Here is a 19,041-nt window from a genome sequence, read left to right as displayed (position 1 = left end):
GCCCGGGCGCGGAAAACCGCTTGGCAGCGGCGCACCGCGGCCTTTACGCTTCGCCGGCTTTTCGCCCGAAGGACTCCCGTGTCGAACCTGCAACCGCCCACCCCGCGGCTGGGCCCGCTGCCCGCCCTCATCTTCAGCTCGCGCTGGCTGCAGCTGCCGCTCTACCTGGGCCTGATCGCCGCACAATGCGTGTACGTGTTCCTGTTCGGCAAGGAACTCCTGCACCTGATCCAGCTGACGCCGTCGCTTGGCGAGCAGGACATCATGCTGATCGTGCTCGGCCTGATCGACGTGGTGATGATCTCCAACCTGCTGGTCATGGTGATCGTCGGCGGCTACGAGACCTTCGTCTCGCGGCTGGGCCTGAAGGACCACCCGGACCAGCCCGAGTGGCTGTCGCACGTCAACGCCAGCGTGCTCAAGGTCAAGCTGGCGATGGCGATCATCGGCATTTCCTCGATCCACCTGCTGAAGACCTTCATCGAGGCGGGCACGCTGGGCAGCGGGCTGCCGCACTGCGCCTCGGCCGATGGCATCGCCGCCGCGGCGGCCGCCGTGGCCGCCGGCGTCAAGGGCAAGGCCTGCACCAATGCCACCGAAGTGGGTGTGCTGTGGCAGACGATCATCCACTTCGCCTTCATCCTGTCGGCGATGGGCATCGCCTGGACCGACAAGCTGATGACGGGCTCGGCCAGCCGGCGGGAGCACGTGGCACACTGAGGATCCGGGGAACACTCCGCGTGGACGCGGCCGGGGTGAGGATGGATGCATGAGGCAGGCGAGGAGCGGACCGGGTCCCGCGGGACAGCCCGGATGAGTGGCCGCCGGCAGCGCGAAGGCGATGCCGGCTCCGCGCGCCAGCGGCGCGCCTGGTGGTTGGGCGGCACGCTCATCGCGTGCGTCGTGCTCGCCACTGTCGCGGTCGCCCTGAACGACCTGCGTGTCCGCCGCGAGGCCGGCGAGCGCTACCTCCAGGCCCTGGTGGACAGCCATGCGCGCGAGGTCGGCCAGCGCATCGACGGTGTCCAGCGCGCATTCCACGGGCTGGTCAATGGCCTGGAGGCCATCGAGAGCGTTGCGCCCGGGGTCGCGCCGGTGTTCGCGCGCGAGCAGGTGGCCAGGATCGCGTCCGGCCATCCGCATGTGCACGGGCTTCGGATGGAGCGTGTCGCGCCGGAATTCGTGCCGCCCGATGCGTCCGAGCGCTACCGGCTGTACCTGGGCACGCCGGGCCGCGATGCCCGGGGCCGCTGGGTCATCCCGCTCGCGATGCCCTTCGACTGGGACGCGGCCGGCCAGGCCAGCCGCTGGCTGCGCGCGGAGCTCGATGCAGACGCGTTTACCGAGATCCTGCGCGTGCACGAGGTCGGCGCCCAGGGCGTCGCTTCGCTGCTGACCCTGGACGCGATCCTGATCGCGCGCTCCGATTCGGGCACGCGCCACGCCGGCCTGGATGTTGCACGGTCGCCGGTCTTCGCCCCTTCGGCGGACCCGCGGCAGGGCGTGGTGCGGGCCCGCAGCCTGCTTGACGGCGTGGAGCGGTTCGTCGGCTATCGCCGGATCGACGGGCGCCCCCTCATGGCCACCGTCGGCATGACCCCGGAAGCCATGTACGGCGGCTGGTGGACGTTCGTCGCCACCCTCGCGGCCGGCGTGCTGGCGCTGCTGGCCGCCTGGGTGGGCGGCATGGCGATGCTCGGGCGCGCGGCGGGGCGCGAAGCGCGCATGCGCCGGGATATCGCCGCCAGCGAGGATGCCGTCGGGCACCTGCGCGAACGCGTGCGCGACGCCGAAGCGCAGTACCGCTTCCTCTACCAGCAGCATCCGCTGCCGGCGATCGTCTACGACCGCGAGACGCTGGCGATCCTGGAAACCAACGACGCCGCGCTGCACCAGTTCCGCCGTGAGCGCGAAAGCATGCTCGGTATCGGGGTCGGCGATCTGCTGGTCGACGGCACGGGCGAGGACCTCCGCCAGGAGATCCTTGCCCACCCGCAGGCGTACGGCCATCGCACCTGGACCATGCGGCGCGGCGATGGCACCACCTTCAGTGGACTGGTGTTCGCGCGCGACCTGGTGGCCTTCGACGAGCGGCCGGCGCGTCTGGCGCTGGCGCTCGACGTGACCGACCGGGTCCGGGCCGAAGCCGACCTGCGGCTGCTGCGGCGCGCGGTGGAGGCGTCCGAAGAGGGCGTGTTCATCCTCGGGGCGGAGAGTGGCTCGCTGGTCTACGGCAACCAGGCATTCGCGCGGCTGACCGGCGTCGATACCGGACAGGACGGCAGCGAGCGGGCGGAGGCTGTCGACGCCATCGTCGACCCGCGGGCGCGCCGTCTGGTCACCCGCGCGATGGCGCGTGGCGAGGACGTGCAGGTCGAGGTCAGGGATGGTCGGAACCCGGCCGACGAACGCTGCCTCGAGGTCCGGCTGACGCCGGTGGTCGACCGCGAGGGCCAGGCCAGTCACTTCGTGGGCATCGTGGGCGACGTCACGATGCGCAAGCGCGCGGCCGAGGAGCTGGCGTTCCGGGCCAGCCACGACGCCCTGACCGGGCTCGCGAACCGCGACTGCCTGATCCGCGCCATCGACGAGGCGATGGAGGGCGGCGCAGCGCTGGCGGTGTGCCATCTCGATCTCGACCGGTTCCAGCTGGTCAACGACAGCCTGGGGCACGGCGTCGGCGACCAGTTGCTGGTCGCCGTCGCCAGGACGCTGGAAGCGGCGGCGGGGGCGCAGGCCCTGGTCGCGCGCCTGGGCGGCGACGAGTTCGGCGTGATGCTGCCACTGGCGCCCGGGGCCGTCGCCGGACCCTGCGTGGACGCGCTGCGCGCCGCCGTGGCCGGCCCGGTCGAGGTCAGCGGCATCTCGCTGCACGTCACGCCCAGCATCGGCTACAGCCTGCATCCGGGCGATGGCGACGACGGCACGACGCTCCTGCGTGCGGCCAGCCAGGCGGGCGCCCAGGCCAAGCGCCTGGGCCGCAATCGCAGCCTCGCGTACTGCAGCGGGTTCGACTCGCATGCCGGCGAGCGGCTGTTGCTGGTGCAGGAGCTGCACAAGGCACTCCAACGCGAGGAATTCGAGCTGGCGTTCCAGCTGCAGTACGGCGCCGAAGGCAAGCCCTGCGGCATGGAGGCGCTGGTGCGCTGGCGCCACCCCGAGCGCGGGGTGCTGGGGCCGGGCGTGTTCATGCCGGCCTGCGAGGATTCCGGCCTGATCCTGCCGCTGGGGCGCTGGGTGCTGCGCGAAGCGGTGCGCTGCTGGCGCAGGCTCGACGAGGCCGGCTGGGGCGCGCTGCGGATGGGCGTGAACGTCTCGGCGCTGCAGTTCCAGCAGCACCTGGTGGAGGACGTCGCGCAGGTCATGGCCGAATTCCGGCTGCCGCGCGGACGGCTGGAGCTCGAATTGACCGAGAGCGTGCTGCTGGCGAGTCCCGTGGACGCCCGGCGGGTGATGGAGGCCCTGAGCGCGCTCGGCGTGTCGTTGGCGGTCGACGACTTCGGCACCGGGTATTCCAGCCTGGCCTATCTCAAGCACCTTCCGGTGGAACGGCTCAAGCTCGACCAGTCCTTCGTCCGCGACCTGGGCCGCGACCCCGACACCGAGGCGATCTGCGACGCGATCCTGCGCATGGCCCAGGGCCTGGAGCTCGCCGTCATCGCCGAGGGCGTGGAAACCTGGCACCAGCACGAGTGGCTGCGCGCGCGCGGCTGCGACGAGTTCCAGGGTTTCCTGCTGGCGCGGCCCGCCCCCTTCGACGCGGTGCTTCGCGAGCTTGGCGAGGGCCCGGCGACCTGACGTCGCGGGGCACGCGACGGGCCTCCCGTAGAATGCCCGGATGGATGTTTCCCACCTGCTCGACGGGCTCAACGATGCCCAGCGCGAGGCCGTGTCCGCGCCTCCAGGCCACTACCTCGTGCTTGCCGGCGCCGGCTCCGGCAAGACCCGGGTCCTCACCCACCGCATCGCCTGGCTGAACGAGGTCTTCGGGGTGCCGGTGCACGGCATCTTCGCGGTCACCTTCACCAACAAGGCGGCGGCCGAGATGCGCCACCGCGCCGATGCCCTGCTGCGCAACGGTGCCCGCGGCCTGTGGATCGGCACCTTCCACGGCCTGGCCCACCGCCTGCTGCGCCTGCACTGGCAGGACGCGAAGCTGCCCGAAGGCTTCCAGATCCTCGATTCCGACGACCAGCTGCGCCTGGTCAAGCGCGTGGTGCAGCAGCTGGAACTCGACGAGGCCCGCTTCCCGCCGCGCCAGATCGCCTGGTGGATCAACGCGCAGAAGGACGAGGGCCGCCGGCCCGCCCACATCCAGGACGGCCAGGACGAATTCGGCTCGGTGATGCTGAAGGCCTATGCGCTTTACCAGGAGCGCTGCGACCGCGCCGGCCTGGTCGACTTCGCCGAGATCCTGCTGCGCGCGCACGAACTGCTGCGCGACACGCCGGCGCTGCTGGCGCACTACCGCCAGCGCTTCGCCCACCTGATGGTCGACGAGTTCCAGGACACCAACGCCATCCAGTACGGCTTCATCCGCCTGCTGGCGGGCGACGGGGGCCAGGTCTTCGTGGTCGGCGACGACGACCAGGCGATCTATGGCTGGCGCGGCGCGAAGGTCGAGAACGTGCAGCGCTTCCTGCAGGACTTCCCCGGCGCGCGCACCATCCGCCTGGAGCAGAACTACCGCTCCACCGCCGCGATCCTCGACGCCGCCAACGCGGTGATCGCGCACAACCCGGGGCGCCTGGGCAAGAAGCTGTGGACCGACAGCGGCGCAGGCGATCCGATCGACCTGTTCGCCGCCTACAACGAGATCGACGAGGCCGACTACATCGTCGGCCGCATCCGCGAGTGGGTGCGCGACGGCGGCAGCCACGGCGACTGCGCCGTGCTCTACCGCAGCAACGCCCAGTCGCGGATCATCGAGGAGAAGCTGCTCGAGGCCCAGCTGCCATACCGCGTCTACGGCGGCGTACGCTTCTTCGAACGCGCGGAAGTGAAGGATGCGCTCGCCTACCTGCGGCTGGTCGCCAACCGCGCCGACGATGCCGCCTTCGAGCGCGCGGTCAACACGCCCACGCGTGGCATCGGCGGACGCACCCTCGACGAGGTGCGCATGCGCGCGCGCGAGGATGGCGTGTCGCTGTGGGAGGCCTCGCAGCGCTGCGCGCAGGGCGGCGGGCTGGCCGGGCGCGCGCGCAACGCGCTCGCGGCCTTCCACGCACTCCTCGATGCCATCGACGGCGAACTCGCCGACCTGCCGCTCAAGGACAAGATCGACCACGTGCTCGAGCGCTCGGGCCTGAGGGAGCACTACGCGCGCGAGTCCAAGGGCAGCCTGGATTCCCGCGTCGACAACCTCGACGAGCTGGTGTCGGTGGCCTCGCGCTTCGTCCGTGGCGACGACGACGAGGCGGCGGCGCTGACCGAGCTGGTCGCCTTCCTCGCCTACGCCGCGCTCGAGGCGGGCGAAGGTCAGGCCCAGGCCGGCGAGGACGGGGTGCAGCTGATGACGCTGCACAGCGCCAAGGGCCTCGAGTTCCCGCTGGTGTTCCTGGCCGGCCTGGAGGAAGGCCTGTTCCCCAACGCGCGCTCGATCGACGAGAGCGGGCGCCTGGAGGAGGAGCGGCGCCTGGCCTATGTCGGGATCACCCGCGCGCGGCAGAAGCTGGTGCTGAGCCACGCCGAAACCCGGCGCCTGCACGGCCAGGACATGTACGGCATGCCGTCGCGCTTCCTGCGCGAGATCCCGCCGGCGCTGCTCAACGAGGTGCGCCCCAAGGTCCAGGTGTCGCGGCCGCGTTACGCGCAGGCGCCGCGCCGCGACTACGGCCACGCCGTGGTCGACGAGACGCCGGGGATCGCGGTGGGACAGGGCGTCAGCCACGCCAGGTTCGGCACGGGCGTGGTGACCGACATCGAGGGCGCGGGCGCGCATGCACGCGTGCAGGTGAACTTCGACGAGGCCGGCAGCAAATGGCTGGTGATGGCCTACGCCAGCCTGCAGCCCGCCTGAGGCTCAGTCGCGCAGTTTGAAGCCCGGCGATTCGTTGAGCGAGCCGTCCGGCTCGAGGACCGCCCAGCGTTCGCCGGTGCGGTCGAAGACCACCGGAACCGGCTCGAGGAACATCGGCCTGCGGACGAAGCGGAGCGTCCACTTGAACTGCTCCAGCGTGTGCAGCGCCTTCAGCTGCCCGGGGGTCAGGCCGTCGCGCAGGGCGCCGGGGTCCAGCGGCGTGTCGCGGCGGCGTTCGCGTCCGTACATCAGGCTCCGGAGGGTCGTGGGTGCGACGGTCGATGGTGACGCCCGCGGCGCGGGAGCGATGTGAACGCGCGGGCGCCCGCCGGGTTAGCACGCCTGCTCACGCCATCCCGCCCAGGTGCTCGAACAGGATGAAGGCGCCGATCGCGATCAGCAGCACGCCACCGCCTATTTCCGCGCGCCGGCCCGCCATCGCGCCCAGCACCCGGCCGAGCAGGATGCCTGCGGTCACCATCACCAGGGTGGTCAGGCCGATGGTGGCCGCGACCGCCAGGATATTGACGTCGAGGAAGGCCAGGCCCACGCCGACCGCCATGGCGTCGATGCTGGTGGCGAAACCGGTGGCGGCCAGCGCCCAGAAGCCGTGGCGGACCGGCGCGTCCGCGGCATCGTCGTCTGCGCCGGCCATGCCGCGGATGCCGGCCCGGATCATGCGCAGCCCGAGCAGGGTCAGCAGGGTGAACGCGATCCAGTGGTCCCAGGCGGTGACGTAGGCGGAGGCCGCGGTGCCCAGCGCCCAGCCGACCACCGGCGTCACCGCTTCGATGGCGCCGAAGATCAGGCCGGCGCGCAGTGCATCGCGCAGCTGCGGCCGTCGCATGGCCGCGCCCTTGCCGACGGCCGCGGCGAAGGCGTCGGTCGACATCGCGATGCCGAGCATGAGGATGGAAAGCGGGTGCATTCAGGTTCCAGGGCCAGGCGCGCGGACGGCGGCACGCCGGCGCGCCTGGTCCTGCGCTGCGCCTGCGTACCGAAGGTCTCGCCAACCTGGAGGGGTGTCACGCGCCACGGCAGGGTTGCGGCCGAGTGTGTTGACGCGGACGCTTCCACGGATGGAAGCAGGCTACTCCCCGACGGGGACGTGGATTTTACCACGCGCCGACGTCGCGGGACCCGGACGCGGCGAGGTGATGCCCATCGACAGGTAGACGCTGGTCAGGGTGTCGATGCCGATATCGGCCGGCTTCACCCAGGCCGCGGGCACGTACAGCAGGCCGCCGCCCACCGGGATCGGCGCGGTCGGCACCAGCACGGTCAGGTGCATGCGCCCGTCGATCTCGATCGGCTCGGGATTGGGCAGCAGGCCGAGCACGGCCACGCCGTCGCCGCCGAAGAAGCACCAGACCGGGCTCATCGCGGCGATGTCGGCCTGCTGTCGGTCGCCGATGACCGACACGAAGCGTTCGGCCAGCGCATAGATGCTGCCCACCAGCGGAATGCGGCGCATGGTGTTGTCGAGCATTGCCTTGAACGGCGCCTTCAGCCGCGACTGCACCAGCAGGCCCAGCAGGTAGACCAGGACGATGGTCAGCGCCGTGCCGAGCAGCCAGGCCACTACCGGATGCGCGGCGAACCAGGTGCCGAAGACGGTGAACGAGCGGCCGAACAGGCTGTTCGGCCCCAGCACGCCGTTGACCACGCCCACCGCCCAGCCCAGCAGGACCAGGGTCAGGACCAGCGGCAGGACCGACAGCAGGCCGGTCAGCCAGGTGGTGAGCACAGGCTGCAGGTGACGGCGCAGGCCGACGTACCCGCTGTCGCCTCCTCGGTCGTGGCCGGGCGGGGTGATCAGTTCCACTCGAACAGCTTGAAGTAGACCGGTGACACGCCGTCGCGCTCGCTGTCGACGATGCCGTCGCCGTCGCGGTCGTAGAGGTAGTAGGTCGGGCCGCGCGAGGGTTCGACCTTCAGCGCGCGGACGCGGCCGTCGACGCGGTATTCGGTGACGGTGTCACCGTTGGCCTCGATGCGGACCGTCTCCTCCGCGCCCTCCGGAATGCCGGCCTGGACCAGCGGATCGGCGGACGTGGCGCAGGCGCCCAGCAGGAGCGCGGCGGCAAGGGCAGGCGCGAAGCGGTTCATGGCGTTCTCCCTGGAGGCTGGCCCGATTATGCGCCAGCGGCTCGGCCACGGACGGTGAGGACGTAGAATCCGGGCATGAAACGCCTGGTCCTGATCGACGGTTCCTCCTACCTCTACCGCGCCTTCCACGCGCTGCCGCCGCTGACCAACGCCGAAGGCGAGCCGACCGGCGCGCTGTTCGGCGTGGTCAACATGCTGCGCGCGACGCTGAAGGAACAGCCGGAATACGTGGCCTTTGTGGTCGACGCGCCCGGTCGCACCTTCCGCGACGACCTGTATCCCGAATACAAAGCCAACCGCGCGCCCATGCCCGACGACCTGCGCGCGCAGGTGCAGCCGATGTGCGACGTGGTGGAAGCGCTCGGCATGCCGATCCTGCGCGTGCCCGGCGTCGAGGCCGACGACGTGATCGGCACGCTGGCGCTGGATGCGGCCGCCCAGGGCATCGACGTCACCATCTCCACCGGCGACAAGGACTTCGCCCAGCTGGTGCGGCCCGGCGTGTCGCTGGTCAACACGATGAGCGGCAGCCGCACCGATTCCGACGAGGCGGTGTTCGCGAAGTTCGGCGTGCGCCCCGACCAGATCGTCGACCTGCTGGCGCTGATGGGCGACAGCGTCGACAACATCATCGGCGTGGAGAAGTGCGGGCCCAAGACCGCCGCCAAGTGGCTCGCGGCGCATGACACGCTCGACGGCGTCATCGCCGCCGCACCGGAGATCAAGGGCAAGGTCGGCGACAACCTGCGCGCGGCGCTCGAGCGCCTGCCGCTGAACCGCACGCTGGCCACGATCCGCACCGACGTCGGGCTCGAGGCCGGGCCCACCGACCTCGCGCTGCGCGAACCCGACGTCGACACGCTGCGCACCTTCTACGCGCGCTACGGCTTCGGGCAGGCGCTGAGGGAGCTCGACGGCGGCAGCGCCAACGGCGTGGTGCCGGCGAAGGCGACGATCGCGCGGCCCGGGACCGGCTTCGTCGCGCCGGCGGCGGCTCCGGACGCCGCTGCGCTGGACCCGGCGCTTGCGGTTGCCGGGCGCCACGAGACGATCTTCGACGCCACGGCGCTCGAGGCCTGGATCGCGCGCCTGCGCGAAGCGGGCGTCTTCGCGCTCGACACCGAGACCGATTCGCTCGACCCGCTGCGCGCCAACCTGGTCGGCCTGAGCGTGTGCGCCGAACCCGGCCACGCCGCCTATCTTCCGCTGGCGCACGACTATCCCGGTGCGCCCGCCCAGCTCGACCGCGCGCAGGCACTGGAGCGGCTGCGTCTGCTGCTGGAAGACCCCGGCGTGCGCAAGGTCGGCCAGAACGGCAAGTACGACCTGCACGTGCTGCGCCGCCATGGCGTCCGCGTGGCCGGCTATGCCGACGACACCCTGCTGGAAAGCTTCGTGCTCGACTCCGGCCGTGCGCGCCACGACATGGACTCGCTGGCGCGGCGCGAGCTGGGCTACCAGACGCTTGCCTACACCGACGTCGCCGGCAAGGGCGCGAAGCAGATCCCGTTCTCCCAGGTGGCCATCGACGACGCCACGCGCTATGCGGCCGAGGACGCCGACGTCACCCTGCGCCTGCACCGCGTGCTTTCGGCGCGGCTGGAGTCCGAGCCGGGCCTGCAGCCGGTGTACCGCGACATCGAGATGCCGCTGGTCGACGTGCTGGCGCGGGTCGAGGCGCACGGCGTGCTGCTCGACGGCGACGAGCTGCGCCGGCAGGGCGCCGAGCTCGGCCGGCGCATGCTCGAGCTGCAGCAGCGCGCGACCGCGCTGGCCGGCCGAAGCTTCAACCTGGATTCGCCCAAGCAGGTCTGCGCGCTGCTCTACGACGAACTCAGGCTGCCGACGCTGGTGAAGACGCCCAAGGGCCAGCCCTCGGCCAACGAGGAGGCGCTGGAGGCCATCGCCGAACTCCACGAGCTGCCAAGGGTGATCCTCGACTACCGCAGCATGGCCAAGCTGCGCGGCACCTACACCGACAAGCTGCCGGAGATGGTCAACCCGGAAACCGGCCGCCTGCACACCAGCTACCAGCAGGCCGGCGCCGCCACCGGGCGCCTGGCGTCGAGCGATCCCAACCTGCAGAACATTCCGATCCGCACCGAGGACGGGCGCCGCATCCGCACCGCCTTCATCGCGCCTCCCGGGCGGAAGATCGTGGCCTGCGACTACTCGCAGATCGAACTCCGGATCATGGCCCACCTGTCGCAGGACAACGGCCTGCTCACGGCCTTCGCCGGCGGCGCGGACATCCACCGCGCCACCGCCGCGGAAGTGTTCGGCCGCGGCATCGACGAGGTCACCGGCGACGAGCGGCGCGCGGCCAAGGCGATCAACTTCGGCCTGATGTACGGCATGGGCGCCTTCGGCCTGGCGCGCAACCTCGGCATCTCGCGCGGCGAGGCGCAGGACTACATCGCCCTGTACTTCTCGCGCTATCCCGGCGTGCGGGACTTCATGGAGCGCACCCGCGCCCAGGCGCGCGAACAGGGCTATGTCGAAACCGTCTTCGGCCGCCGCCTGTACCTGGAGTACATCAGCCGCGGCACCCAGGCCCAGCGCGCGGGCGCCGAGCGCGCCGCGATCAACGCGCCGATGCAGGGCACGGCGGCCGACATCATCAAGCGCGCCATGGTGTCGGTTGACGGCTGGCTGGCCGACCGCGCCGACCGCGCGCTGATGATCCTGCAGGTGCACGACGAACTGGTGTTCGAGTGCGATGCCGACTTCGTCGACACCCTGCTGGCGGGGGTGGTCGCGCGGATGACCGGGGCCGCCGATCTGAAGGTGCCGCTGGTGGTCGACAGCGGATTCGGTGACAACTGGGAGCAGGCCCACTGAGGCCTGCGCTGCCTGAACGGGGCGGACTGATGCGGGCCGCACGTCCGCTGCAGACAGGCGCGGCTGGCGGGTGGTAAATGGCGGCTGAATCCAACAAAAACTTAACGCTGATCTTCACGAACCATCCATGTGCGCGATGGTCATATAGCCCGTGACAGATGCAAGGTCTGTCGCAGATCACTCCCTCCCCTGGAGATGATCGACCCCGGAACGACGGCTTCTCCCCGAGCCCCGTTCTCCAGCCCCGCCGGCCCCCCCTGCCTGCGGGGCTTTTTATTGCCCGCAGGTTTCTTGCGGGCGCCCCGGCGGCGGATGCGGCAGGATCAGCGCATGGACCCCAACCTGACCCAGGACAGCCCTTCCGGGGCACCGCAGCGACCCGCCGGCGCGGAACTCGCCCTGGTCGCCGACATCGGCGGCACCAACGCGCGCTTCGCGCTGTGTGATCCGGGTGCGGCCACGCCCGGCCTGCTGGAGCCCCGCTCGCTGCCGACGGCCGGGTTCGCCAGCCTGCAGCACGCCGCCGAGCACTACCTCGCCGGCGTCGCGGCGCGGCCGCGGCGCGCCGCGATCGCGCTCGCCTGCCCGGTGGGCGGCGACGAGATGCGCCTCACCAACCGCGCCTGGTCGTTCAACCGCCACGAGCTGCGCGACGCGCTGGGCCTGGACGAACTGCGCCTGGTCAACGACTTCGGCGCGATCGCGCGCGCGGTGCCTGCGCTGGCCGAAGGCGAACGCGTCGTCCTGCATGGCCAGGACCACGCGCTGGAGCGCGGCCCGGTCAGCGTGATCGGACCGGGCACGGGCTTCGGCGTCGGCCTGCTGGTGGGCAGCGCGGAGCAGGGCTGGGAGGTGGTCGAAACCGAGGGCGGGCATGTCAGCTTCGCGCCGCTGGGCGACGAGGAGCGCGCGCTGGCCGACTGGGCGACCGCGCGCCACGGGCGCGCCTCCTGGGAGCGCCTGCTGTCCGGCAGCGGCCTTTCGGCCATCGACGCCGTGCTGCGCGCACCGCGTGCCTCTCCGGACGGGGCCATGCGCGACCCGGCGGAGGTCGTGGCCGCCGCGCTCGACGGCCACGACCTCGTGGCCCGCCGCGCCCTGGCGCGCTTCTGCGCGATCCTCGGCAGCGTCGCCGGCGACGTCGCGATGGTGCACGGCGCCCGCGCGGTGGTGATCGCAGGGGGCATCGTGCCGCGCTTCCTGCCCTTCCTGCGCGCGAGCGCCTTCCGCGAGCGTTTCCTCGCCAAGGGCCGCTTCGCGACCTACCTGGAGCCGGTGTCGGTCCAGGTCGCGACGCATCCCAATCCCGGGCTGCTCGGCGCGGCCCTGGCGCTGGGGAGCGGCCGCGCCGGGGCCTGAGCCACGGGATCACCGGGTCACCGGGTCACCCGTCGAAGGCGAACCCTTCACGGCGACGCTGGCCAGATGGCGCCGACCCCCGAGCCGAGTGCGCCATGTCCGGACTGTTCGACCTTGCAATGCCGTGGTGGGAGTTCGTCCTCCGCGCGGTCGCCGTGTACGTCATCCTGCTGGTGATGCTGCGCCTGTCGGGCAAGCGCACCGTCGGCCAGTTCACCCCGTTCGACCTGATGGTGATCGTGCTGCTGGGCACGGCGGTGCAGAACTCGCTGATCGGCGAGGACTATTCGCTCCTCGGCGGGCTGATCCTGGCGGCGACGCTGATCGGCTGCAACTGGCTGGTGGGCTTCGCGACCGCGCGCAGCGACCGCCTCGACAAGCTGGTCGAAGGCAGCCCGGTGCTGCTGGCGCGCGACGGCGAGCTGTTCACGCCGGTGATGCGTGCGCAGAACCTGAGCAGGCTCGACGTCGACGAGGCGCTGCGCGACAACGGCCTGTCCGACATCTCGGGCGCCGCGCTGGTCACGCTCGAGGTCGACGGCACCATCACCGTGGTGCCCAGGGATGCGAAGTCCTGAGGGACGGGCGCTACCGGGAGGCGCCGAGCTCGCGCAGCCAGTCGCGCGGCCGCAGGTAGTCGGCCAGGCGTGATTCCGGGCTGCCCGGTTCGGGCTGGAAGCCGTATTCCCAGCGCGCGAGAGGCGGCAGGCTCATCAGGATCGATTCGCTGCGGCCGCCGGACTGCAGGCCGAAATGCGTGCCGCGGTCCCAGACCAGGTTGAACTCGACGTAGCGGCCGCGGCGGTAGAGCTGGAACTCGCGCTCGCGCTCGCCGTAGGCCATCGCCTTGCGGCGCTGGACGATCGGCAGCCAGGCCTCGAGGAAGCCATCGCCGACCGCGCGCATGTAGGCGAAGTCGCGTTCGAAGTCGTCGGCCAGGTCGTCGAAGAACAGCCCGCCGACGCCACGGGTCTCGCCGCGGTGCTTGAGGACGAAGTAGTCGTCGCACCAGGCCTTGTGCGCCTCGTAGCGCGATGCGCCGCCGAAGGGCTCGCACAGCGCGCGGGCGGTGCGGTGCCAGTGCAGCACGTCGGCGTCGAAGGGATAGAAGGGCGTGAGGTCGAAGCCGCCGCCGAACCAGGAGGCCACGGTCTCGCCGTCGCGCTCGGCGCGGAAATGGCGGACGTTGGCGTGGGTGGTCGGCAGGTAGGGGTTGCGCGGGTGGAACACCAGCGACACGCCCACCGCGCGCCACGAGGCGCCGGCAAGTTCCGGCCGGCTGGCGGTGGCCGAGGGCGGCAGGCGCGTGCCGGAGACGTCGGAGAAGCCGATGCCGGCCTGCTCGAAGACCGCGCCGTCGCGCAGGATCCGGGTGCGCCCGCCGCCGGAGAGTCCGCCGTCGGCGCGTTCGTCGGGGCGCGTCCACGCATCCTCGTGGAAGCGCGCCGCGCCGTCGGCGGCCTCCATGGCTTGGCAGATGCGGTCCTGGAGGCCGGTCAGGTAGCCGCGGACGGTGTCGAAATCGTTCATGCCGTCATTGTAAGGCGGGCGGGAACCGCCCTCCGCCCTGGCGGACCCAGCGAACCCCTGCAGGAGCGGCTGCAGCCGCTCCTGCAGGGGGTTATGGCGCTTTCAGGGTGCGCTCGAAGAGCTCGTGGATGCGCCGGTACTGGTCGTACCAGGAATCCGCGTGCACGTAGCCGTGGCGCTCCAGCGGATAGCTCGCCAGCTCCCACTTGTCCTTGCGCAGCTCGATCAGGCGCTGCGCCAGCATCACCGAGTCCTTGTAGAACACGTTGTCGTCGATCATGCCGTGGGCGATCAGCAGGTGGTCCTGCAGGCCCTCGGCGTACTCCATCGGCGAGGACTTCGCGTAGGCCTCGGGATCGAGCTCGGGCGTGTTGAGGATGTTGGCGGTGTAGCCGTGGTTGTACTGCGACCAGTCGGTCACCGGGCGCAGCGCGGCGCCGGCCTTGAAGGTCCCGGGTTCGCGGAACAGGCCCATGAAGGTCAGGAAGCCGCCGTAGCTGCCGCCGTAGATGCCGACGCGGTCGCGATCGCCCTGGCGGTTCGCCACGATCCAGTCGATGCCATCGAGGTAGTCCTCGAGCTCCGGATGGCCCATCTGCCGGTAGATCGCGGTGCGCCAGTCGCGGCCGTAGCCTTCGGAGGCGCGGAAATCCAGGTCCAGGACGATGTAGCCCTGCTGCACGAGCATGTTGTGGAACATCTGCTCGCGGAAGTAGTTGGGGTAGCGATCGCTGACGTTCTGCAGGTAGCCGGCACCGTGCACGAACAGCACGACCGGATACTTGCGGCCCGGCTCCATGGTCTTCGGACCGTAGTACTTGCCCCAGACCGTGCCCGCGCCGTGCTTCGACGGCACCTGCACGGTTTCCGGCTGCAGCCAGTCGTAGGCCTTGAACGCCGTGCTGCGGGTGTCGGTGAGCTGGCGCGCGGCGCCGCCATTGGCGGGCACCACCGACAGCTGCGGAGGCACGTAGCTCGACGAATGCCGCACCAGCAGCTGGTGGCCGTCGGGTGAGGCCACGAAATCCTCGACGCCGTCCAGCGCGGTCAGCTCACGCACCGCGCCGCCATCGGCACCGACGTGGCAGACCTCGTAGTCGCCGGGGCGTGCGCGGTTGCACAGGAACAGGAAGCCTTGCCCGTCCGCGGTGGGCACCGGCTGCGAGGCTTCCCAGCGGCCCGACGTCAGCGCGCGCGCGCGGCCGCCGCTGGACAGGTACAGCTGCGACCAGCCGGACTCTTCCGACAGGAACCACAGCGTGCGGCCATCGGGCATCCAGCCGAATTCGTTGAAGCCCCAGTTGATCCAGGCCTCGTCGGTGAGGCGGTGCACCGGCTGCAGCGCGGCCCGCGACAGGTCGACGGTGGCCAGCCAGCGGTCCTTGTTGTCGACCGAGTGCAGCATGAGCGCCAGCGCGCGGCCGTCGTCGCTCCAGCGCGCGCCGCCCGAGACGTCGCCGCCCCAGCCTTCGATGCGCACCGCGCGGTTGCCCTTCAGGGCGTCCTTGCCCGCGGCCTTGCGCAGCGCGGCCAGCGGGTCGGCGGTGATGCCGGGAAGGGCGTCGGTCTTCAGCTCGCGCACCTGGCCGTCGGCGATCGAGACGAGCCAGAGCGCCTGCGGCGCCGGATCGTTCCGGCCGACGCGGGTGCGCACGTCCTCGAACTCCTCGTAGCCGGATTCGGTGACGTACTTCGGCATCTTGCCGGCCTGGCCGGCCTCGGCGCCCTTGGCCTGGGTGACGGCCAGCAGCCAGCGGCCGTCGGGCGACATCGCGCTGCCCTGGATCTCGACGTCCTTGCCCAGGTAGGCGGGCGCCGGCGCGCGCGTCGGATCCTCGCTGCGCCAGGCCTCGCCCTGGGTGCGCAGCTCCTCGCGGCGCTCGCGCTCGACGCGCAGGGTCTCGATGTAGCGCAGTTGGCGCTCGCGCAGCGCATCCGGCTTCGGCGCGGTGCCCGGCGCGTCCTCGGCCTTCAGGCTCGCGGCCTGGCCGGCGCCGGTGCTGGCGGTCCAGCGGAACCAGTCGTTGCCGCTGCGCCAGCTCAGCGATCCGTCGCGGCCCCACTGCAGCTGGGATTCGCCGGCCTCGGTGCGGGTGAGCTGGGTGAGCGTGCCACCGCGCAGGTCACGCACGAAGACGTCGCCGCTGCGCAGGAAGGCCATGCGCGAGCGGGTGGCATCGAACACCGGGTTGGCCGCGTCGAGGTCGGCGCGCGCGGCGCCCTCGACCAGGCGCGCGCTGCCGCCGGTGACCGGCTGCGCATAGGTGTCGCGGACGTTGCTGCCGCTGCGCTTGGCCATGTAGTAGGCGGTGCCGCCGTCCCAGGACCACCACATCCGCTCCACCGGCGGACCGATCCAGTCCGGGTCGGCCATCACCTGGTGCAGGTCGAGCACCTGGGCCGGCTGGGCGGTGGCGGGGAGCGCGGGCACCGCGAGCATCAGCGGAAGCAGGACGAGCGAAGCGGCGGAACGTTGGCGCATGGTGCAGGGACCCCCGGACATGGACGCGCCAGCGTATCAGCCGCGGTCGCGGCGGCTCTGGGCCGGTGGTCATGGCCGAGACGCGCGGAAGCGTTCACGCCGCATGAACCGCAGCGCGCGCGCGCCGGCGCAGAATGGGGCCCGCCCTGCCCCCGAAGGTCGCGGAGAAACGCGTGGACGTCCTGTTGCTGTCGAGGATCCAGTTCGGCTTCGTCATCACCTTCCACATCCTGTTTCCGGCCTTCACCATCGGTCTCGCGCACTGGCTCGCCTTCCTCGAGTGGCGCTGGCTGCACACGCGCGACGCGATGTGGCGCGACCTGTACTTCTTCTGGCTGCGGATCTTCGCCATCAGCTTCGGCATGGGCGTGGTCAGCGGCATCGTCATGAGCTTCCAGTTCGGCACCAACTGGGCGGTGCTCAGCGAACGTGCCGGCCCGATCCTGGGCCCGCTGCTGTCCTACGAGGTGCTGACCGCGTTCTTCCTCGAGGCCAGCTTCCTCGGCGTCATGCTGTTCGGCTGGAACCGGGTCTCGCCGAAGCTGCACTTCTTCTCGACCTCCATGGTCGCGCTGGGCACGCTGCTCTCGACCTTCTGGATCCTGGCCGCCAACAGCTGGATGCAGACGCCGCAGGGCCACGAGCTGGTCGACGGCGTGTTCGTCCCGGTGGACTGGTTCGCGGTGATCTTCAACCCGTCGTTCCCCTACCGGCTGGCGCACATGGTGCTGGCCGCGTTCATCACCACCTGCTTCGTGATCGGCGGCGTCAGCGCGTGGTACCTGCGGCGCGGCGTGCACGAGGAGGAGGGCCGCCGGATGCTGAAGCTCGCGGTGGCCTTCGCGGCGATCGCGCTGCCGCTCCAGGTGCTGGTCGGCGACCTGCACGGGCTCAACGTCGGCGAGCACCAGCCGACCAAGCTGGCGGCGATGGAGGGGCACTGGGAGGCCGGCGAACCCGGCGCCGGCGTGCCCCTGGTCCTGTTCGCGCTCCCGGACGAGGCGAACGAGACCAACCGCTACGAGCTGGCCATCCCGCGCCTGGGCAGCCTGATCCTCACCCACAGCTGGGACGGCGAGATCGAGCCGCTGACCGCGGTACCGGCCAGCGAGCGGCCGCCGGTCGCGCCGGTGTTCTGGGGCTTCCGGATCATGGTCGGCCTCGGCATGGCGATGCTGGTGCTGGCGCTGGCCTCCGCCTGGGCCTGGTGGCGCGGATGGCTGTTCGGATCGCGCTGGCTGCTCGATGGCTGGCGGCTGCTGAGCCCGGCCGGCTTCATCGCCCTGCTGGCGGGCTGGTACGTGGTCGAGATCGGTCGCCAGCCCTGGGTGGTCTACGGGCTGCTGCGCACCAGCGATGCGGTCAGCCCGAACATCACCGCCGCCGCGGTGGCGACCTCGCTGGCGACCTACGCGGTGGCCTATGCGGTCATCTTCGGCGCCGGCATCCGCTACCTGCTGGGACTGGTACGCAAGGGGCCGCAGCCGTTCGAGGAACCGCCGCGCACCGAAGGCGGCGAGAAGACGCCGGCGCGCCCGCTGTCGGTCGGCGAGCGCGAACATGCGAGCACGGCGCCGACCCGTACGGAGGATCGCTGATGGAGACCGCGACCTGGCTGCCGGTGGCCTGGTACTTCGTGATCGGCTTCGGCGTGATGATGTATGTGCTGCTGGACGGCTTCGTGCTCGGCCTGGGCGTGCTCGCGCCGTTCGCCGAGGACGGCGGCCAGCTCGACCACATGATGAACACCGCCGCGCCGATCTGGGACGGCAACGAGACCTGGCTGGTGCTCGGCGGCACGGGCCTCCTGGCCGCGTTCCCCAAGGCCTACGCGATCCTGCTGTCGGCGCTGTACCTGCCGGTGCTGGTGATGCTGGTCGCGCTGATCTTCCGCGGCGTCGCCTTCGAGTTCCGCTTCAAGGCGCAGCGCGGCAAGCGCTTCTGGGGCGGCGCGTTCGCGGCCGGCTCGACGGTGGCGGCCTTCGCCCAAGGCGTGATCCTCGGCGCACTGGTCGAGGGCATGCCGCTGGAGGAGGGCAAGTACCTCGGCGGCGCGCTGGACTGGTTCAGCCCGTTCTCGATGCTGACCGGCGTGGCGGTGGTGTTCGGCTATGCGCTGCTCGGCGCAGGCTGGCTGATCCTGAAGACCGAAGGGCGGCTGCAGCAGGTGGCGCGCACGCTGACCCGGCCGCTGGTGCTGGTGGTGGTGGCGTTCATGGGACTGGTCAGCGCCTGGCTGCCGTTCCTGGATTCCCAGGTCATGGCGCGCTGGTTCGAGGGCAACAACTTCTGGTGGCTGGCGCCGGTGCCCCTGCTGGCCCTGGTCAACGCGCTCTGGCTGTGGCGCGCGGCGATGCGCGAGGGGCGCGACGCCAGTCCGTTCCTGCTGACGCTGAGCTTCTTCGTGCTCGGCTTCGCGGGCCTCGTGGTCGGCATGTGGCCGAACATCATCCCGCCGTCGCTGAGCATCTGGGAGGCGTCGTCGCCGCCGTCCTCGCAGGGTTTCACCCTGGTCGGGCTGGCGATCCTGCTGCCGATCATCCTCGGCTATACCGCCTGGTCGTACTCGGTGTTCCGCGGCAAGATCCAAGCCGACGCCGGCTACCACTGAGCCGGCGTCGACTCTGCGCGCCGCCGCCGCCGCCGCCGCCGCCGCCGCCGGGCGCCGCGGCGCGCTTGCTTTATGCTTCCCTCTGCACGC

General features: G+C 71.2%; 14 protein-coding genes. 8 read left to right on the top strand and 6 right to left on the bottom strand.

What is annotated here, in order from left to right; genetic code table 11:
* Positions 1-87 precede the first annotated feature (87 nt).
* From JGR68_RS13190 to uvrD, 3 genes are all read left to right on the top strand, one after another.
* A complete protein-coding gene (locus tag JGR68_RS13190; protein ID WP_199362664.1) occupies positions 88-720 on the top strand; it encodes a TIGR00645 family protein in 633 nt (210 codons plus the stop codon).
* Between the two features lie 93 nt (positions 721-813).
* Positions 814-3,798: an EAL domain-containing protein gene (locus JGR68_RS13185; RefSeq protein ID WP_199362477.1), complete on the top strand. Its 2,985-nt coding sequence runs from the start codon at positions 814-816 to the stop codon at positions 3,796-3,798.
* 40 nt (positions 3,799-3,838) lie between these two features.
* Positions 3,839-6,019 carry a DNA helicase II gene (gene uvrD, locus JGR68_RS13180; RefSeq protein WP_199362476.1) on the top strand — a complete coding sequence of 727 codons (2,181 nt, stop codon included), beginning with the start codon at positions 3,839-3,841 and terminating at the stop codon, positions 6,017-6,019.
* Positions 6,020-6,022: 3 nt separating this feature from the next.
* Here uvrD and JGR68_RS13175 read toward each other — a convergent pair whose 3' ends face one another.
* From JGR68_RS13175 to JGR68_RS13160, 4 genes are all read right to left on the bottom strand, one after another.
* Positions 6,023-6,268 carry a hypothetical protein gene (locus JGR68_RS13175; RefSeq protein WP_199362475.1) on the bottom strand — a complete coding sequence of 82 codons (246 nt, stop codon included), beginning with the start codon at positions 6,266-6,268 and terminating at the stop codon, positions 6,023-6,025.
* A gap of 97 nt (positions 6,269-6,365) precedes the next feature.
* Positions 6,366-6,947 carry a manganese efflux pump MntP family protein gene (locus tag JGR68_RS13170; RefSeq protein WP_199362474.1) on the bottom strand — a complete coding sequence of 194 codons (582 nt, stop codon included), beginning with the start codon at positions 6,945-6,947 and terminating at the stop codon, positions 6,366-6,368.
* Between the two features lie 162 nt (positions 6,948-7,109).
* On the bottom strand, positions 7,110-7,844 hold the full coding sequence (locus tag JGR68_RS13165) for a DUF502 domain-containing protein (protein ID WP_199362473.1): 735 nt from the start codon (positions 7,842-7,844) through the stop codon (positions 7,110-7,112).
* Positions 7,835-8,128 (bottom strand): DUF2782 domain-containing protein, encoded by a 294-nt coding sequence (locus JGR68_RS13160; protein WP_199362472.1) that lies wholly within the window; start codon positions 8,126-8,128, stop codon positions 7,835-7,837. The genes JGR68_RS13165 and JGR68_RS13160 overlap by 10 nt, the downstream gene beginning before the upstream one ends.
* A gap of 75 nt (positions 8,129-8,203) precedes the next feature.
* Here JGR68_RS13160 and polA point away from each other — a divergent pair, with 75 nt between their 5' ends.
* The 3 genes from polA to JGR68_RS13145 all read left to right on the top strand — a co-directional run bounded on the left by polA (position 8,204) and on the right by JGR68_RS13145 (position 12,906).
* Entirely contained in the window at positions 8,204-10,969 is a 2,766-nt protein-coding gene (gene polA / locus JGR68_RS13155; RefSeq protein WP_199362471.1) for a DNA polymerase I, read from the top strand.
* 330 nt (positions 10,970-11,299) lie between these two features.
* Positions 11,300-12,328, top strand: a complete 1,029-nt coding sequence (glk, locus tag JGR68_RS13150) for a glucokinase (protein ID WP_199362470.1) — start codon at positions 11,300-11,302, stop codon at positions 12,326-12,328.
* A gap of 95 nt (positions 12,329-12,423) precedes the next feature.
* Entirely contained in the window at positions 12,424-12,906 is a 483-nt protein-coding gene (locus JGR68_RS13145) for a YetF domain-containing protein (RefSeq protein ID WP_199362469.1), read from the top strand.
* A gap of 10 nt (positions 12,907-12,916) precedes the next feature.
* Here JGR68_RS13145 and hemF read toward each other — a convergent pair whose 3' ends face one another.
* Complete coding sequence (hemF, locus tag JGR68_RS13140) at positions 12,917-13,858, bottom strand: oxygen-dependent coproporphyrinogen oxidase (protein ID WP_199362468.1); 942 nt, start codon at positions 13,856-13,858, stop codon at positions 12,917-12,919.
* A gap of 91 nt (positions 13,859-13,949) precedes the next feature.
* Positions 13,950-16,340, bottom strand: coding sequence for a prolyl oligopeptidase family serine peptidase (locus JGR68_RS13135; RefSeq protein WP_234446525.1), 2,391 nt, complete (start codon positions 16,338-16,340; stop codon positions 13,950-13,952).
* Positions 16,341-16,513: 173 nt separating this feature from the next.
* On the opposite strand from JGR68_RS13135, the gene JGR68_RS13130 reads away from it, so the two are divergent.
* On the top strand, positions 16,514-17,938 hold the full coding sequence (locus JGR68_RS13130; protein ID WP_199362467.1) for a cytochrome ubiquinol oxidase subunit I: 1,425 nt from the start codon (positions 16,514-16,516) through the stop codon (positions 17,936-17,938).
* Positions 17,938-18,951 carry a cytochrome d ubiquinol oxidase subunit II gene (cydB, locus tag JGR68_RS13125; protein ID WP_199362466.1) on the top strand — a complete coding sequence of 338 codons (1,014 nt, stop codon included), beginning with the start codon at positions 17,938-17,940 and terminating at the stop codon, positions 18,949-18,951. The genes JGR68_RS13130 and cydB overlap by 1 nt, the downstream gene beginning before the upstream one ends.
* Positions 18,952-19,041: the final 90 nt, after the last annotated feature.

This window comes from Luteimonas sp. MC1750 (assembly GCF_016615955.1).
GTDB lineage: Bacteria > Pseudomonadota > Gammaproteobacteria > Xanthomonadales > Xanthomonadaceae > Luteimonas.
The sequence above is the reverse complement of the archived record's forward strand: the minus strand, read 5'-3'. Positions and strand labels throughout refer to the sequence as shown.

What these genes read in the sequence shown, in the direction of transcription:
- JGR68_RS13185 (WP_199362477.1), top strand. Translation starts at nt 814, where the DNA reads ATGAGTGGCCGCCGGCAGCGCGAAGGCGATGCCGGCTCCGCGCGCCAG.
- uvrD (WP_199362476.1), top strand. Translation starts at nt 3,839, where the DNA reads ATGGATGTTTCCCACCTGCTCGACGGGCTCAACGATGCCCAGCGCGAG.
- JGR68_RS13175 (WP_199362475.1), bottom strand. Translation starts at nt 6,268, where the DNA reads ATGTACGGACGCGAACGCCGCCGCGACACGCCGCTGGACCCCGGCGCC.
- JGR68_RS13170 (WP_199362474.1), bottom strand. Translation starts at nt 6,947, where the DNA reads ATGCACCCGCTTTCCATCCTCATGCTCGGCATCGCGATGTCGACCGAC.
- JGR68_RS13160 (WP_199362472.1), bottom strand. Translation starts at nt 8,128, where the DNA reads ATGAACCGCTTCGCGCCTGCCCTTGCCGCCGCGCTCCTGCTGGGCGCC.
- polA (WP_199362471.1), top strand. Translation starts at nt 8,204, where the DNA reads ATGAAACGCCTGGTCCTGATCGACGGTTCCTCCTACCTCTACCGCGCC.
- glk (WP_199362470.1), top strand. Translation starts at nt 11,300, where the DNA reads ATGGACCCCAACCTGACCCAGGACAGCCCTTCCGGGGCACCGCAGCGA.
- JGR68_RS13145 (WP_199362469.1), top strand. Translation starts at nt 12,424, where the DNA reads ATGTCCGGACTGTTCGACCTTGCAATGCCGTGGTGGGAGTTCGTCCTC.
- hemF (WP_199362468.1), bottom strand. Translation starts at nt 13,858, where the DNA reads ATGAACGATTTCGACACCGTCCGCGGCTACCTGACCGGCCTCCAGGAC.
- JGR68_RS13135 (WP_234446525.1), bottom strand. Translation starts at nt 16,340, where the DNA reads ATGCGCCAACGTTCCGCCGCTTCGCTCGTCCTGCTTCCGCTGATGCTC.
- cydB (WP_199362466.1), top strand. Translation starts at nt 17,938, where the DNA reads ATGGAGACCGCGACCTGGCTGCCGGTGGCCTGGTACTTCGTGATCGGC.